The sequence below is a fragment of the Agriterribacter sp. genome (genome assembly GCF_035444585.1).
Lineage (GTDB): Bacteria > Bacteroidota > Bacteroidia > Chitinophagales > Chitinophagaceae > Agriterribacter.
Map to the genome: position 1 here is coordinate 1 of NZ_DAOMOZ010000018.1, position 14,125 is coordinate 14,125.

Sequence of the window (14,125 nt, forward strand, 5' to 3'; positions counted from 1 at the left end):
TTATAATGTCTGTTAAACTTTGCAGGGGATGTAAAGTAGCGCTTTCAAGGCTTACCACCGGGATGCCGGCATATTTAATAAATTGATTGATGTACAGCTCGCTGTAGTCGTCTTCCCTGTTTTTTAAAGAAGGAAATGTGCGGATGCAGAGAATATCAAAATATTTGCCCATAATGGGGGCCGCATCTTTTACATGTTCCACTTTATTGCCGCTCATGATGGCTTCATCTTCAAATTCCAAAGCCCAGCCTTCACTGCCTACATTAAATACGATCGCTTCCATTCCTAAATTCTGCGCAGCAATTTGGGTGCTTAAACGGGTTCGCATACTGGGGTTCAGAAACAGCAGGCCTATGCGTTTATTGATCCCTTTTGTTTTGTGCATGAACGGATCTGCCTTATATGCTAAAGCCAGCTTTGCCAGAGCATTAATATTCTTTACGTCGTTTGCAGAAACAAACCGGGCAATGCCGGATGGCGGAATTTGGAGCAGTTCTTTTGATTCGAAACCCATCTCTTAATGATTAAAAACGTACAATTTTTTACAAGCTTTTTTTCTTCTTCATCTCACATGCCTGCAGCTATGCTTCCTGCACAGCCAGGGCAGCAATTTCTTCTTTGATGGCCTCAATAAAATCTTCGGCATCTCTTTTTTTCAAAGCCAGGGAAGGCAATAAGCGGATAACATTGGGCTTAGCCTCTCCCGTAAATATTTTCTGGTTCAGCAGCAAATTCTTTTTCAGATCCTTCAATCCTTCAGGCACGTCAAACCCGATCATCAGTCCCCTGCCACGGACATTTTTCAGCTCAGGAATATTTTTTAATGCTTCTTTCAGGTATTTACCCACCATTACCGCGTTCCCCAGTAATTTTTCCGATTCCAGCACTTCCAATACGGCCAGCGCAGCAGCGCAGGCCAAATGATTGCCGCCAAATGTGGTACCCAACTGGAAATGTTTGGGCTTAATATGCGGTGCAATAATGATACCCGCCACCGGAAACCCATTGCCCATTCCTTTGGCCATGGAATAGATATCGGCTTTTACCCCGGCAAAATCATGACTAAAAAACTTTCCTGTTCTTCCATAGCCGCATTGCACACTATCCGCAATGTATACAGCACCGTATTCATCACATAAGCTGCGGATCTTTTCTAAAAAGCTGTCTTCGGCCACATTAATGCCGCCAACACCCTGTATACCTTCTATAATAACTGAAGAAATTTCTTTCCCGTTTTTTGCGAAGCAGTCTTCCAGGGCCTGCTCATCGTTGAACGGGAGGAATATCACATTGCCGGTTTCATTTACGGGGGCGATATAATTTTTATTATCCGTAACGGATACCGCTAATGAGGTACGCCCGTGAAAAGATCTGGTGAAAGCCACTACCTTTTTCCTGTTGTTGTAAAAAGAGGCCAGCTTTAAAGCATTTTCATTGGCTTCGGCGCCGCTGTTACACAGAAAAAGCTGGTAATCTTCCTTGCCCGATAGCCGCCCGAGCTTTGCAGCCAGCTCCTGCTGCAGGGGGATCTTAATGGAATTGGAATAAAAAGCTATTTTTTTTAGCTGCTCTTCTATGCGCTGAACCCAATGAGGGTGAGTATGTCCTATTGAAATAACGGCATGCCCGCCATACAGGTCAAGATACTGCTCTCCCTTATCATCCCACACATAAGAACCTTTGGCTTTTACGATGGCTATATTGTTGATGGGGTATACGTCGAATAAGTTCATGATATGTGTAAGTTATTTAGTTCGTTAATAAGGTGTAAGGTAGAGGGTGTAGGGTATAAGGTAGAAAAAAGGTGTAGGGCAGGATCATCGTCGTAAGAATTTTAGAAAGGCTATGAGCATAGCCCTTGACTCATTAATCATTTTGTTTACAATATTATATTCTTTATTGCTGATATAATCCAACTCAGATGCAGCAAAACAGCAATAATCAGTTTCATTTAATGATCCTAATGCGTTATCAAGAAAATGTGCAAAATCTTTATCTGTATATCTGCCACAACCTTCTGCTATATTTAGAGGAACGGATAATGCTGCTCTTTGCAATTGCGAAGCCAATTCATATTTCTCTTCTTTCGGTAATTTCACTGCAATCTCTTTTTTTATATACAAATAAAGGTGATGGAACTTACTCCAAACTTCAAGTTTCTTGTAATCACGCATAACGGTATTTTAAATGGTTAGCAAAATGTGTTGTGTTGATTGCAAGTTACAGGTTTCAGGTTGCAGGTCAAGCAACCGCACATCACCCGTCACTTCCACCCCATACCCTTCCGCCTACCCTCTACCTTCCACCCTTTACCTTCTACCTTATATTACCTTCTCTCACTCAAAACGCTCCCGCTTTCAGCCTCAACCCCGCTGCTTCATCAATACCAAACATCAGGTTCATATTTTGAACAGCCTGCCCGCAGGCGCCCTTTAATAAATTGTCGGTAATGGAATGTACCACTAATTTAGTACCTACCTTTTCTAGCTGGATAATGCATTTGTTGGTGTTGACCACCTGCTTTAAAAATATCGGCACATCACTTACTATGGTAAATAGCTGGTCCTTATAAAAATCTTTATACAGCCCGGTCAACTCTTTATACGGGCGCTCACAATGTATAGTGGAGCTTATAAAAATACCACGCGTAAAATCGCCGCGCCAGGGCACAAAATTAAGTTGTTGCTCACGTCCATTGGATGGCGACACCTGCATAAGCGACTGTGCAATTTCCCCGAGATGCTGGTGAGTCAGGGTTTTGTATGCCTGTATATTGTTTGCCCGCCAGCTAAAATGAGCAGTAGATGAAAGACTTTGCCCGGCGCCGGTGCTGCCGGTGATGCCCGTTGTATATACTTCTTCCAGCAACCCTGCTTTTGCCATGGGAAGCAATCCCAATTGTATAGCGGTGGCAAAGCAGCCGGGGTTGGCAATATCGTGCGCCGACCGGATCGCTTCGCGGTTTATTTCGGGCAAACCGTAAACAAAGCTGCGGCTGCCAATGGCAGATTGAGCGCTGAGCCGGAAATCATTTGCAAGATCTATGATCCTGGTATGCTCACTCACTGTATTTTCCGAAAGGAATTTTCTTGACTCGCCGTGCCCCAGGCACAAAAATAAAACGTCAAGATTTCCATTTTGTACGGGAGCAAGGTCGTTGGTGAATGCCAGATCCGTATCTCCCAGGAGGTCCTGGTGAACCGAACAAAGCGGTTTGCCTGCATTGCTGCGACTGTGAATAAAAGAAAAATCCACATCCGGATGATTCAATAATAACCTGATCAGTTCCCCGCCGGTATATCCTGCGCCGCCTATTATTCCTGCTTTTATTTTCATCGTGTATGGTGGTATATGGTATAAGGTATATGGTATAAGGTATAAGGTATAAGGTGTGAGGTGTAAGGTATAGGGTGTAAGGCATAAGGCAACACCACCTCATAGCTTATTCCCTACACCTTTGTATTTACTAAATGATGTATAGAAACCTGGTTGCCGAATATTTTGCTGAATCCTCTTACGTCTTCGCCGGTGAAACCAGTGTTCATTTCGCCATATTTCCCAAACCTGCTGTTCATCAGATCATGAGGCGATTCAATGCCAATAACCTGGAAACGGTAAGGCAGCAACTGAACAAACACTTCACCGGTAACAGTTTCCTGCGAATTTTCCAAAAAAGCTTCAATATCCCGCATTACAGGATCCAGTATCTGTCCTTCATGCAGCCAGTTGCCGTAAAACTGCGCCAACTGGTCTTTCCAGTTAAGCTGCCATTTGGTAAGCACATGCTTTTCCAGCGCATGGTGTGCTTTTAATATAACCATAGGCGCCGCTGCTTCAAACCCTACACGCCCTTTTATGCCGATAATGGTATCTCCTACATGAATATCACGCCCTATGCCATAAGACCCGGCAATGGTCTGCAGGTACCGGATGGCTTCTGTGGGGTGGCCAAAAGACCGGTCGTCCACGCCCGTTAGCTCACCCTTTGTAAAGCTCAGCTTCACTTCCCTTGCTTCGGATGCGGTAACTTGCGTGGGCCATGCTTCCTCGGGCAATATGCCTTTGGATGATAAAGTTTCTTTACCGCCTACGCTTGTGCCCCAGAGCCCTTTATTGATGGAGTATACGGCTTTTTCAAAATTCATCTGTACGCCTTTGTCCTTAAGGTAAGCTATTTCTGCTTCACGGCTCAGCTTCAGATCACGGATAGGCGTAATGATCTCCACACCGGGGATCATGATATGAAAGATCATATCAAAACGTACCTGGTCGTTGCCCGCTCCTGTGCTGCCATGCGCCACCGCATCGGCATGCAGCTTTTTTGCATGCTCAGCAATGTGCAGCGCCTGGCTCAGCCTTTCTGCGCTCACGCTTAAAGGATACGTGTTGTTCTTTAAAACATTTCCGTAAACCAGGTACCTGATGATGCTGTCGTAATACGATGACACCGCATCTACGGTAGTATGTGTTTTTACGCCAAGGGCATAAGCATGCGCTTCAATCTTTTCCAGCTCTTCTTCAGTAAATCCACCGGTATTTACAATAACAGAATGTACTTCATAGCCCCTGTCTTCGCTCAAATATTTTACACAATAGGATGTATCTAATCCGCCGCTAAAGCCCAAAACAATTTTTTTCATTCGTTTCTACTTTTAAACTGATATTCCGAAAGCATATATGCTTTAGAACTGCAAAGCTACAGGTTAAAGAAAAAATGCAGTATTGTCTTCATATTGCGCCTGCTTTTGGATTCTTCCTTATCCTTCTTTAAAAAAGGCTGCAGCAGCTTCCATTTCTTAATACGCATAAAGCGTTCGTATAATTTAGAATGTTGCCGGAACGCTTCTTTGGTCTCTTCCGGTTTGGAATGCTCTTTTGGATCATAGAGCATCGCCGTGCAAAAGCAGTTCTTTCGCTCTTTGCTCATCAACACGTCGTAGTTTACGCAATTTTTACAACCTGCCCAAAAAGCCTCATCCTGTGTTAATTCAGAATAAGTAACCGGTTCATACCCCAGTTCGGAATTGATCTTCATTACTGCCAGTCCCGTGGTAAGCCCAAATATTTTTGCTTCGGGATATAGCTTACGGCTCAGCTCAAATATTTTCCTTTTAATGGCGCGCGCCAGCCCGCTTTTTCTGAAAGGGGGTGCAACAATAAGTCCCGAATTGGCTACATATTCGCCATGGCTCCAGGTTTCTATATAGCAAAACCCGGCCCAGATCCCCTCTTTATTAAAGGCGATCACCGCTTTGCCTTCACGCATTTTCTGTTGTATGTATTCGGGGCTCCTTTTGGCTATGCCTGTTCCCCGGGCTTTGGCTGAGGAGGCCATTTCATCGCAAATGATCTGTGCAAAGCTGAGGTGGCTTTCATTGGCAATGAGTATCTGAAATTGTTCCTGCGTTTTCATTCTTTTTGTTCCTTAAATAGCAAGTTATAAAAGGGGTAACTGCCACCATGCCGCCATCAGCTTTTCTGATGCGGTATTTTTCCATAACGGTGGGTATGCTATGGTAAAATGTATCAACGTCGCACCCGGAAGGGAGTTGGAGGACAGAAAAAAACTGCTCCTGGCAGAACAGGAAAAACCCCACGCAATGTAGCGTCTGCCCTGGCAAACACATCAGCGAGTACTATGGTGAGATTTTTTTGCATTATAGCTGAGCTTTAATAAGTTTTTTTGACGATGCAAAGAAAATACTTTTTTTACTTGCAGGGGTATTTTTTATGTGAAATTTTGAAATGAGGTCTAAAATATACGCTATACGCGGACTGGCACACTGTGTATGGCTGTGCTTATTTCTTTTATAAGGGAGATGTCCTTTTCTATGGCGTTGCCTACCACTATTACGTCTGCGCCGGCTTTGCAGTTAAGATAGGCCTTTTCAGGATCGGTTATGCCCCCGCCAACAACAAGGGGTACCTCTATTGCGTTGGCTACCCCGGCAATCATTGCTTCTGTAATGGGCCGCTCGGCGCCGCTGCCCGCATCCATATATATAAGTTTCATGCCCAGCATTTCACCTGCCATGGCTGTGCACATGGCAATTTCGTTTTTATTGAACGGGATGGGTGTGGCATTGCTGATATAAGACACCGTTGTAGGAGCCCCGCCATCAATGACCATATACCCCGTTGAAATGATCTCCAGCCCGCTTTGCTTAACAAACGGCGCCGAGATCACATGCTGCCCTATCAGCAATTCAGGGTTCCTGCCCGAGATCAGGGAGAGATACAGCAGCGCATCGGCGTAACGGCTGACCTGCGAAGGGGTACCGGGAAAAAGGATGACCGGTATGCTGCATTGTCTTTTGACCTGTTTCACAACTTCATCAAGGTGGTTGCTGATCACCAGGCTTCCTCCTACCAGTAAATAATCCACGTTGGCCTCGGTGGTGAGCTCCGACAGTTCCGCTATCTTTTGTTCGTCTACTTTATCGGGATCAATAAGTACGGCAAATGATTTCCTGCCCGCCTTTTTTTTGCCTGCTATGGATTGATGAATAAGATCGGTCATGCTATGGATTCCTTAGCTGCAAAAATGCAAAAAGTTTTTGGGTTAGCCCGTTTAAAAAAATAATACTGCTGCATCGTAAATATAAGGTGGTGCCGGGTAAAAGTACGCAAAACGTATTATAAGGCTGCCGGTAAAACCAAATGCCTAAATGTTCCGGCGGTTTTAAGAAGCCGGCCGTTTTATGAATATTTTATATCCCCGGGAGCCAATAAAAGAGAAAAGCTGAAATGTGGGGATATCTGCATCCCCTGCTGCAAAATACCGGTCAGTGCGGTGTTGACCGGGATGCTAATGATATTTAAAGAACTTTAGCCGCAAAACCAAATTTTTTTTTCAAATGCATGTGAAGAAGTAATAAAACCAAATCCTGTATTACCTATTCAGTACTTATCCACACGCTGTTAATATTTAACAGTTTGACAAAACAATTAAGCCTGATATTTTCGTCCTCTTATCATTTGATAATAGTAACTTAACTTATCGCAAAACTTATCAAACCCAACATAATTATGACAAATGAAAAACAAAGCGGTGGCTTAAGGTATCACCGTCTCTTTACCAGGGACGGAATAGATGTTTTTGATCAGTTTGAATACGATTACCGCAGCTCCGTAATACGCAACCCCAGCGGGGAGATCGTATTTGAAATGAAAAATGTGGAAGTTCCCAAACAATGGAGCCAGATAGCTACCGATATATTGGCGCAGAAATATTTCCGTAAAGCAGGGGTGCCCCAGCCCGACGGGTCTCTGGGCCGCGAAACTTCGGCAAAGCAGGTGGCGCACCGTATGGCCAATTGCTGGAAAGTATGGGGAGAGCGGTACGGGTATTTTGCTTCCGCGCAGGACGCACAGGTGTTTTATGAAGAGCTGGTATATTGTATTTTAAACCAGGCCTGCGTGCCCAACAGCCCGCAATGGTTCAATACCGGGCTGTATGAAAGCTATGACATTAAAGGAAAGCCGCAGGGACATTATTATGTAGACCCAAAAGATGCCAAACTAAAAAGATCAACTTCGGCATATGAGCGCCCGCAGCCCCATGCCTGTTTTATATTGAGCGTTGAAGACGACCTGGTAAACGAAGGGGGTATCATGGATCTGTGGGTGAGGGAAGCCCGTATATTCAAGTATGGCAGCGGCGTAGGCACCAATTATTCCAATATACGCGGCGAAGGTGAAAAACTGAGCGGCGGTGGCACTTCATCGGGATTGATGAGCTTTTTAAAGATCGGCGACAGGGCTGCAGGGGCCATCAAAAGCGGCGGCACCACCCGTCGGGCTGCTAAAATGGTATGTCTTGATCTCGATCACCCCGAGATAATGGAATTTATCAACTGGAAAGTGGAGGAGGAAAATAAAGTGGCTGCACTAATCGCTGCCGGGTATGCATCGGATTATGAAGGAGAAGCCTACAAAACCGTGAGCGGTCAAAACTCAAACAATTCGATCCGCATTTCAAACGATTTCTTTGAAAAACTGAAAAATAACGAGGATTGGGAACTGAAGGCGCGTTCCGATGGAAGGATAATGAAAAAAGTACCTTCCAGGGAAGTTTGGAACCAGATTGCGTATGCAGCCTGGCGTTGTGCAGACCCGGGTACCCAATACGATACCACCATTAATGAATGGCATACCAGCCCCAAAGGTGGACGTATCCGGGCCTCCAACCCTTGTAGTGAGTATATGTTCTTAGACAATACTGCCTGCAATCTTGCCTCCGTGAACCTTCGCAAGTTTTTCAATGAAGAGAACAACGTTTTTGATGTAAAAGGCTTCGAGTACACCGTGCGCCTCTGGACAACCGTTCTGGAAATATCTGTGCTTATGGCGCAGTTCCCTTCTAAAGAGGTGGCCCAGCTTTCGTATGATTACAGGACACTTGGACTGGGATATGCCAACCTGGGTTCTATGCTTATGATAAGCGGTATTCCCTACGACAGCAAAGAAGCCCGCGGCATAGCCGGCGCTATTACGGCCATTATGACGGGGGTTTCTTATAAAACATCCGCCGAAATTGCGCAGCACCTGGGAGCTTTTGCCCGGTATGAAGAAAATAAGGAAGACATGATGCGCGTAATGCGCAACCACCGCCTTGCTGCGTATGATGCCGATGAATATGAACAACTGAGCACTAAGCCACAGGGCATTCATGCTAAATACTGCCCGGACTACCTGCTGAAAGCGGCCTGCAACGCATGGGATGAAGCTGTGGAAATGGGAGAGAAATACGGCTACCGGAATGCGCAAACCACTGTTATAGCTCCCACCGGCACGATAGGGCTGGTTATGGATTGCGATACTACGGGTGTAGAGCCCGATTTTGCCCTGGTGAAATTTAAAAAGCTGAGCGGCGGCGGTTATTTTAAGATCATTAACCAGTCGGTACCACAGGCATTGAAAAACCTTAAGTACAGTCGAAAAGAAATTGACGCTATTATTAAATATGCCGTTGGTTCCGCAGCATTTGCAGGCGCTCCTTTCATTAATCCTCAAACATTGAGCGAAAAGGGATTTATAGCCGAAGAGATCAAAAAGCTGGATGCAGCGCTTGCCTCTGCATTTGAGATCGGTTTCGTATTCAATAAATTCACTTTAGGGGAACCCTGCCTGGAACGGCTTGGCTTTACACCGGAACAGTACAACGACTGGAACTTTAACCTGCTTGCAGCTTTAGGCTTTACGGAAGCCCAGATTGAAGCGGCAAACGACTATATATGCGGCACGATGACCATTGAAGGAGCGCCGCATCTTAAAAAGGAACATTACCCCGTATTTGATTGCGCCAACAAATGCGGCAAAAAAGGCGAACGCTTTATCCATGCGCACGGGCATATCCGTATGATGGCTGCCGCCCAGCCTTTTATCAGCGGGGCAATCTCTAAAACCATTAACCTGCCCCATGAAGCAACGGTAGAAGAAATAGCCGATTCATATATGCTTAGCTGGGAGCTGGGGTTGAAAGCCTGTGCTTTATACCGCGACGGATCAAAACTCAGCCAGCCGCTCAGCAATAAAAGCGATACAAAGAAGACAAAGCCCAAAGAAGAGCGTGCGGAAGCTGCACCTGCACAGGACAGCCATTTTATTGATATGGGCAAGCTAACTGTGGATGAATTGCTGGATGAGCTGCACAAACGCATGCAGGAATCAACCGATACCAAGTTAAAGCGCCAGCTATCAATGATCGTGGAAAGAAAGACCCTGCCTGCCAAACGCCGCGGGTTTACGCAAAAGGCTAAAATAAACGGGCAGGCGCTTTTCCTCCGCACCGGCGAATACGGCGATGGAACATTGGGTGAGATATTCATTGACCTGGCAAAAGAGGGCTCTACTTTACGCAGCCTGATGAACTGCTTTGCCATATCGGTTTCTGTTGGACTCCAGTACGGGGTGCCGCTGGAAGAGTTTGTAGAAAAATTTGTGTTCACCAAGTTTGAGCCGGCCGGCATGGTAGACCACCCGAATATCAAGTCTACCACTTCTATCGTGGATTTTGTATTCCGGTGCCTGGCATATGAATATTTGGGAAGAACAGACCTGGTGCATGTATTGGATAAGCCGGAGATCGGGAATGCCGGTACTGATGATTGGGACGATGTGCCCACAGGACTGGAATATGCCAAGCCACCGGCGCTGAGCGATGTAAGAGTGGTGGGAACCTCGCCCAACAGCGGTTCTCCTGTTCAGCCGTCTAAGGCCCAACGGTCGGCGGCCGGTGCAAATGTGGTAAGCCTGCACCTTAAAAGCATGCAAAGCGATGCGCCTGCCTGTAATACCTGCGGGCACATTACCGTGCGCAGCGGCACCTGCTACAAATGCCTGAACTGCGGCAACAGCATGGGCTGCAGCTAAAAATTCATTTAGGACGGTTAGGAATATATAAAACCTACACAAATCCGTTCCGGTTCTCCGGGATGGATTTTTTTTGTTTTATAATGCGAAAAAGCAGGCTTTACACCTGCGGCAAATTTGCCGGTAAAAAGTATCCCACAGCAGGCGAAAATGTGATGGCCCCGCTGTTTGAAACTTTGTTATAGGGCGCTTTGTCTACTACCGGGCTAATATTAAGAGCGGTACCGTGAACACTGGTAATGCTTTTTGCAGAAATGGTAACCGTAAAAACAATAAAATTAGTTTTTTCATAACTTAAGTTTTTTATTTTTCGAGATAAAATTGAAATCCTATTGACATTTGAAACCCCTTTTGAGTAGTTGTGTAAGATTCTTTTACGATTTCCTTTCTAAAATAGTATCCCGCCAATATTTCTATGCCTACACTTGTATTAAAAAAGCCAGTTAATCCGGCGCCTGCAAAAAAAGTATTAATATGACCTCTTCTTGGCTTGAACCTGTACAATCCATATTGATAGCCAAGGTCGGTGAGGATATTAAACTGGTTGTCTTTGTTCAAAAAATAATATCTGGCAAACGGACCCAACCCATACCTGTTTTCATTTGAATATCCTCCCCCAGTTGATTCTTCTTTAAACTTGTCGTATGCAGGCTTCAAACCTGCAGCGAATTTATCCACGAAAAAGTAACCGATTGGGGCGGATACAGATACGCTTACCCGGTCTGAGCCAGCTGCATAAGTTGAATTTTCGAATTTTATTTTCGAAGAGAGAAAAGTTCCATTTCCGCCCACCATCCAAACACCTTTATTTATTTGAGCAAAGGCATTGCCGAGAGCTATAAAAAAGATAAAAGATAGCAACAAATATTTCATATTGAATTAGTTTTTAGTGAAATTTGAATGTTACGGCATACACACATTTGTTGTGTACAAAATCATTGCCTTAACAAATGAGAATAACCGGCAGGTATTGGCGGGATATGCGATATCGGAATGAAGACATATATGTTTCTCATGCTCGCATAATGTAATCCAATTTTATGAGGAAACTGTATTTTAAGCAACTAATTATGTGAGATAAAAGGATATAATTAAAAATTTTAAGTGTTTGCGTTTATTAAAATTTGCCGTGCTGGTTATTCATTATTTTGTGATGGAGAAATTGTTTGTGCTTTTGGGGTTATGCCTTACTATTTTGGTGCAGTACGCCATTGAATTATTCCGGTCGTAAACGGTTTTATCCATCCGGTATTTTTGAAAATTGTCGTGTATCAAAGTCAGGAACAAATAAATAAAGCTATCGAAATCCATAGCGCGGATTTTGGTGGTATTGCTTTGTGTATAGCCTGCTGCCTTGTGATCACTAAATTATTTATTAGGACGCCGATAATTGTAAATTTTTATATTTGTTACATGAGAAACATCAAACTTTTTGAAAGTAAGAAAGTCCGCACCCATTGGGACGAAGAAAAAGAACTGTGGTTTTTTTCGGTTATAGATGTAATTGAAATCTTAACAGAAAGCCCACGTCCGAGAAAGTATTGGAATGCCTTGAAAACCAAACTGAAAACAGAGGGAAGTGAAGTGTCCCAAAATCTGGGACAGTTGAAAATGGAAGCTGAGGACGGTAAAATGAGAGAAACGGACGTTGCAGATACTGAAACCTTACTTCGTATTATCCAATCCATTCCTTCTCCTAAAGCCGAACCGTTTAAACAATGGCTGGCAAAAGTAGGGCACGAAAGAATGCAGGAAATAGCCGACCCTGAACAAAGCCTCGACAGGGCAAGGGCAAACTGGCAGAAATTGGGTAGAAGTGAAAAGTGGATACAGCAACGGATGAGCGGACAGGAAACCCGGAACAAACTCACTGATTACTGGAAGCAAAGCGGGGTGGAAAAATCTGATGAATTTGCTTTTCTTACCAACGTCATTCATCAGGAATGGACAGATATAAGTGTAAAGATGCAAGACTTGCATTAGAGCAGAAAACGGGCAGGGAAGTAATCACATCCGAAAATTTTTTGCCACCCGCATCTAAAAATAAAGAACTGAAAAAAGGGGAAAATAAATAGGCTTCCGCTTCTAGTCCTCACGCAAGTTGAATACTATGCAAAATATCAGGCATCAGCTTTGATGTTTTCTCATACCAAAAACAGTTTTATCCATGCGGTATTTTTTAAAAATCGCCATGTATCAAAGTTAGGAACAAATAACGGTTAGGAATGAACCTGCACAACTCCGTTCAGGCTCGCCGGGATGATTTTTTTGCTCCGCCTGATATTGAAAATCAATATTATAGTTTAAAACGGGCGCTCATTTAAGCTTCAAATACGGGGTTTTGCAGGAAGCTGTTAAGCAGCCATTTACGTTAAATGAACAATTTTTATCGTTTTTTGTGTTTGAACCCGCAATAAGTGTAATCTCGTAGAATTACGGTCTGTATAATTCTTTTTTTGCATGCCTGGTATTTTCTTTACAGTCTAAATTGTTTTAAAATGATAAGATTCATCGCAGCATTGCTTTTTGTTCTTTTTCTTTCTTCCTGTGCCCAGTCCATAACGCCTTACCAGGCTGCAAACGGCGGGTACAAAAAATGCCGTGATATCAGATGATGTGCAGGGAAAACGTACAGGCTCAGCCCATACGTTTTCCGGAAAATAAATGCTGTGCATGGCACTGTTTGCGGTTCAGTAATGATTTACCGCTACCGGTTCACCGGCGCAGTAAAAGTTTAAATTCCTGTATTATATAAAAAAGGAATTTAAACTTTTCTTTTTTTATCTTCATGGCTTATGCAGGTAACGGTAACATACAAAAAAGCCCAGGTATTGCAAGCGCTGCGCTATCATTTTATCAGCAAGCGGGAAATCAAGTTCATGATCATCCTGGTAAATGTTTTTACTTCTGTGGCCGCCATTTTATTCTACTATAAAAAAGTAACCCCGCTCGCTTTCCTGATCAGCTTTGTTTTATGGGTAGTGCTGATGCTTGCTTTCTGGCGATGGCTGCCTTCGGCTATTTATAAAAAATCTGCCACATTCCGCGACAGCTTCCGGGTGTCGCTGGAAGAAAATCATTTTTTCATTGAAAATTCAAAGGGAAGTAAAAGCTGGGCATGGAGAGAATTCAGCGAAATGATAGAAACGCCCAATTTTTTTCACCTGTATTTTAATCCACGCAGCTTCTTTTTACTACCCAAGGATGCATTTGGCGACAGTGACGGGGTACACGAAGCAAGGGTATTCCTCAAAAATAAAATAAGTAAGAAAAAACTATAAAACCGCTTCTAATATTTCTGGATCAGTATCACACCGGTGATCAATAAAACAGCGCCGGCTATCCTTCCTGCGCTTATTTCATGTACACTCATGCCCAGCCACCCGTAATGGTCAATGACCATAGCAGCCAGCAACTGACCTGCTATAATAAGCGCAAAGGTGAGGGCTGTTCCAAGTGTGGGCACAATAAAGGTAATGGCCGCTACATAAAAGGCGCCGATCAACCCCCCGGCAAACAGCCACAGGGGCGCTGCCTGTATCCCGTTCCACTGGAAGCTGTGCCTGCGGCTGATGAACAGGTAAACCGCCAAAAAAACAGTTCCTACCAAAAAAGATATAAAAGCGGCAATTACAGGGCCTCCCGACACCTTACCCAGCCTGGCGTTTATTCCTGCCTGTATGGGAAGGACAGAGCCCGTGATGGCTGTGATCAGCATCAGCAAAAATAGTCTTGACTGCATATGGTTTTT

General features: G+C 44.3%; 13 protein-coding genes. 4 read left to right on the forward strand and 9 right to left on the reverse strand.

Annotated elements, in window-relative coordinates; genetic code table 11:
* The 7 genes from PLH26_RS03405 to PLH26_RS03435 form a co-directional block, all read right to left on the reverse strand.
* Nucleotides 1-514 (reverse strand): Rossmann-fold NAD(P)-binding domain-containing protein (locus tag PLH26_RS03405; protein ID WP_502876363.1); only part of this gene is annotated, 514 nt, incomplete at its 3' end.
* A 67-nt stretch (nucleotides 515-581) separates the two neighbouring features.
* Nucleotides 582-1,733: an aspartate aminotransferase family protein gene (locus tag PLH26_RS03410; RefSeq protein WP_324584580.1), complete on the reverse strand. Its 1,152-nt coding sequence runs from the start codon at nucleotides 1,731-1,733 to the stop codon at nucleotides 582-584.
* A gap of 84 nt (nucleotides 1,734-1,817) precedes the next feature.
* Nucleotides 1,818-2,174 carry a four helix bundle protein gene (locus PLH26_RS03415; protein ID WP_324584581.1) on the reverse strand — a complete coding sequence of 119 codons (357 nt, stop codon included), beginning with the start codon at nucleotides 2,172-2,174 and terminating at the stop codon, nucleotides 1,818-1,820.
* 166 nt (nucleotides 2,175-2,340) lie between these two features.
* Nucleotides 2,341-3,336, reverse strand: coding sequence for an N-acetyl-gamma-glutamyl-phosphate reductase (argC, locus tag PLH26_RS03420; protein WP_324584582.1), 996 nt, complete (start codon nucleotides 3,334-3,336; stop codon nucleotides 2,341-2,343).
* A 113-nt stretch (nucleotides 3,337-3,449) separates the two neighbouring features.
* Nucleotides 3,450-4,640 (reverse strand): argininosuccinate synthase, encoded by a 1,191-nt coding sequence (locus tag PLH26_RS03425; protein ID WP_324584583.1) that lies wholly within the window; start codon nucleotides 4,638-4,640, stop codon nucleotides 3,450-3,452.
* Nucleotides 4,641-4,696: 56 nt separating this feature from the next.
* A complete protein-coding gene (locus PLH26_RS03430) occupies nucleotides 4,697-5,413 on the reverse strand; it encodes a GNAT family N-acetyltransferase (protein ID WP_324584584.1) in 717 nt (238 codons plus the stop codon).
* Nucleotides 5,414-5,764: 351 nt separating this feature from the next.
* Nucleotides 5,765-6,520, reverse strand: coding sequence for a phosphoglycerol geranylgeranyltransferase (locus PLH26_RS03435; RefSeq protein WP_324584585.1), 756 nt, complete (start codon nucleotides 6,518-6,520; stop codon nucleotides 5,765-5,767).
* Between the two features lie 509 nt (nucleotides 6,521-7,029).
* On the opposite strand from PLH26_RS03435, the gene PLH26_RS03440 reads away from it, so the two are divergent.
* Entirely contained in the window at nucleotides 7,030-10,374 is a 3,345-nt protein-coding gene (locus PLH26_RS03440) for a vitamin B12-dependent ribonucleotide reductase (protein ID WP_324584586.1), read from the forward strand.
* A gap of 303 nt (nucleotides 10,375-10,677) precedes the next feature.
* Here PLH26_RS03440 and PLH26_RS03445 read toward each other — a convergent pair whose 3' ends face one another.
* A complete protein-coding gene (locus PLH26_RS03445; RefSeq protein WP_324584587.1) occupies nucleotides 10,678-11,247 on the reverse strand; it encodes a hypothetical protein in 570 nt (189 codons plus the stop codon).
* 235 nt (nucleotides 11,248-11,482) lie between these two features.
* Here PLH26_RS03445 and PLH26_RS03450 point away from each other — a divergent pair, with 235 nt between their 5' ends.
* The 3 genes from PLH26_RS03450 to PLH26_RS03460 all read left to right on the forward strand — a co-directional run bounded on the left by PLH26_RS03450 (nucleotide 11,483) and on the right by PLH26_RS03460 (nucleotide 13,655).
* Nucleotides 11,483-11,605, forward strand: a complete 123-nt coding sequence (locus tag PLH26_RS03450; RefSeq protein ID WP_324584588.1) for a hypothetical protein — start codon at nucleotides 11,483-11,485, stop codon at nucleotides 11,603-11,605.
* Nucleotides 11,606-11,787: 182 nt separating this feature from the next.
* A complete protein-coding gene (locus PLH26_RS03455) occupies nucleotides 11,788-12,357 on the forward strand; it encodes a BRO-N domain-containing protein (protein WP_324584589.1) in 570 nt (189 codons plus the stop codon).
* 812 nt (nucleotides 12,358-13,169) lie between these two features.
* Nucleotides 13,170-13,655: a YcxB family protein gene (locus tag PLH26_RS03460; protein ID WP_324584590.1), complete on the forward strand. Its 486-nt coding sequence runs from the start codon at nucleotides 13,170-13,172 to the stop codon at nucleotides 13,653-13,655.
* An 8-nt stretch (nucleotides 13,656-13,663) separates the two neighbouring features.
* Here the strand turns inward: PLH26_RS03460 and PLH26_RS03465 are convergent, their stop codons facing one another.
* Nucleotides 13,664-14,116 (reverse strand): DMT family transporter, encoded by a 453-nt coding sequence (locus PLH26_RS03465; RefSeq protein ID WP_324584591.1) that lies wholly within the window; start codon nucleotides 14,114-14,116, stop codon nucleotides 13,664-13,666.
* Between the last annotated feature and the right edge of the window lie 9 nt (nucleotides 14,117-14,125).

Bases quoted from the DNA above. Each gene is read 5' to 3' on its own strand.
- PLH26_RS03410 (WP_324584580.1), bottom strand. From the start codon at position 1,733: ATGAACTTATTCGACGTATACCCCATCAACAATATAGCCATCGTAAAA.
- PLH26_RS03415 (WP_324584581.1), bottom strand. From the start codon at position 2,174: ATGCGTGATTACAAGAAACTTGAAGTTTGGAGTAAGTTCCATCACCTT.
- argC (WP_324584582.1), bottom strand. From the start codon at position 3,336: ATGAAAATAAAAGCAGGAATAATAGGCGGCGCAGGATATACCGGCGGG.
- PLH26_RS03425 (WP_324584583.1), bottom strand. From the start codon at position 4,640: ATGAAAAAAATTGTTTTGGGCTTTAGCGGCGGATTAGATACATCCTAT.
- PLH26_RS03430 (WP_324584584.1), bottom strand. From the start codon at position 5,413: ATGAAAACGCAGGAACAATTTCAGATACTCATTGCCAATGAAAGCCAC.
- PLH26_RS03435 (WP_324584585.1), bottom strand. From the start codon at position 6,520: ATGACCGATCTTATTCATCAATCCATAGCAGGCAAAAAAAAGGCGGGC.
- PLH26_RS03440 (WP_324584586.1), top strand. From the start codon at position 7,030: ATGACAAATGAAAAACAAAGCGGTGGCTTAAGGTATCACCGTCTCTTT.
- PLH26_RS03445 (WP_324584587.1), bottom strand. From the start codon at position 11,247: ATGAAATATTTGTTGCTATCTTTTATCTTTTTTATAGCTCTCGGCAAT.
- PLH26_RS03455 (WP_324584589.1), top strand. From the start codon at position 11,788: ATGAGAAACATCAAACTTTTTGAAAGTAAGAAAGTCCGCACCCATTGG.
- PLH26_RS03460 (WP_324584590.1), top strand. From the start codon at position 13,170: ATGCAGGTAACGGTAACATACAAAAAAGCCCAGGTATTGCAAGCGCTG.
- PLH26_RS03465 (WP_324584591.1), bottom strand. From the start codon at position 14,116: ATGCAGTCAAGACTATTTTTGCTGATGCTGATCACAGCCATCACGGGC.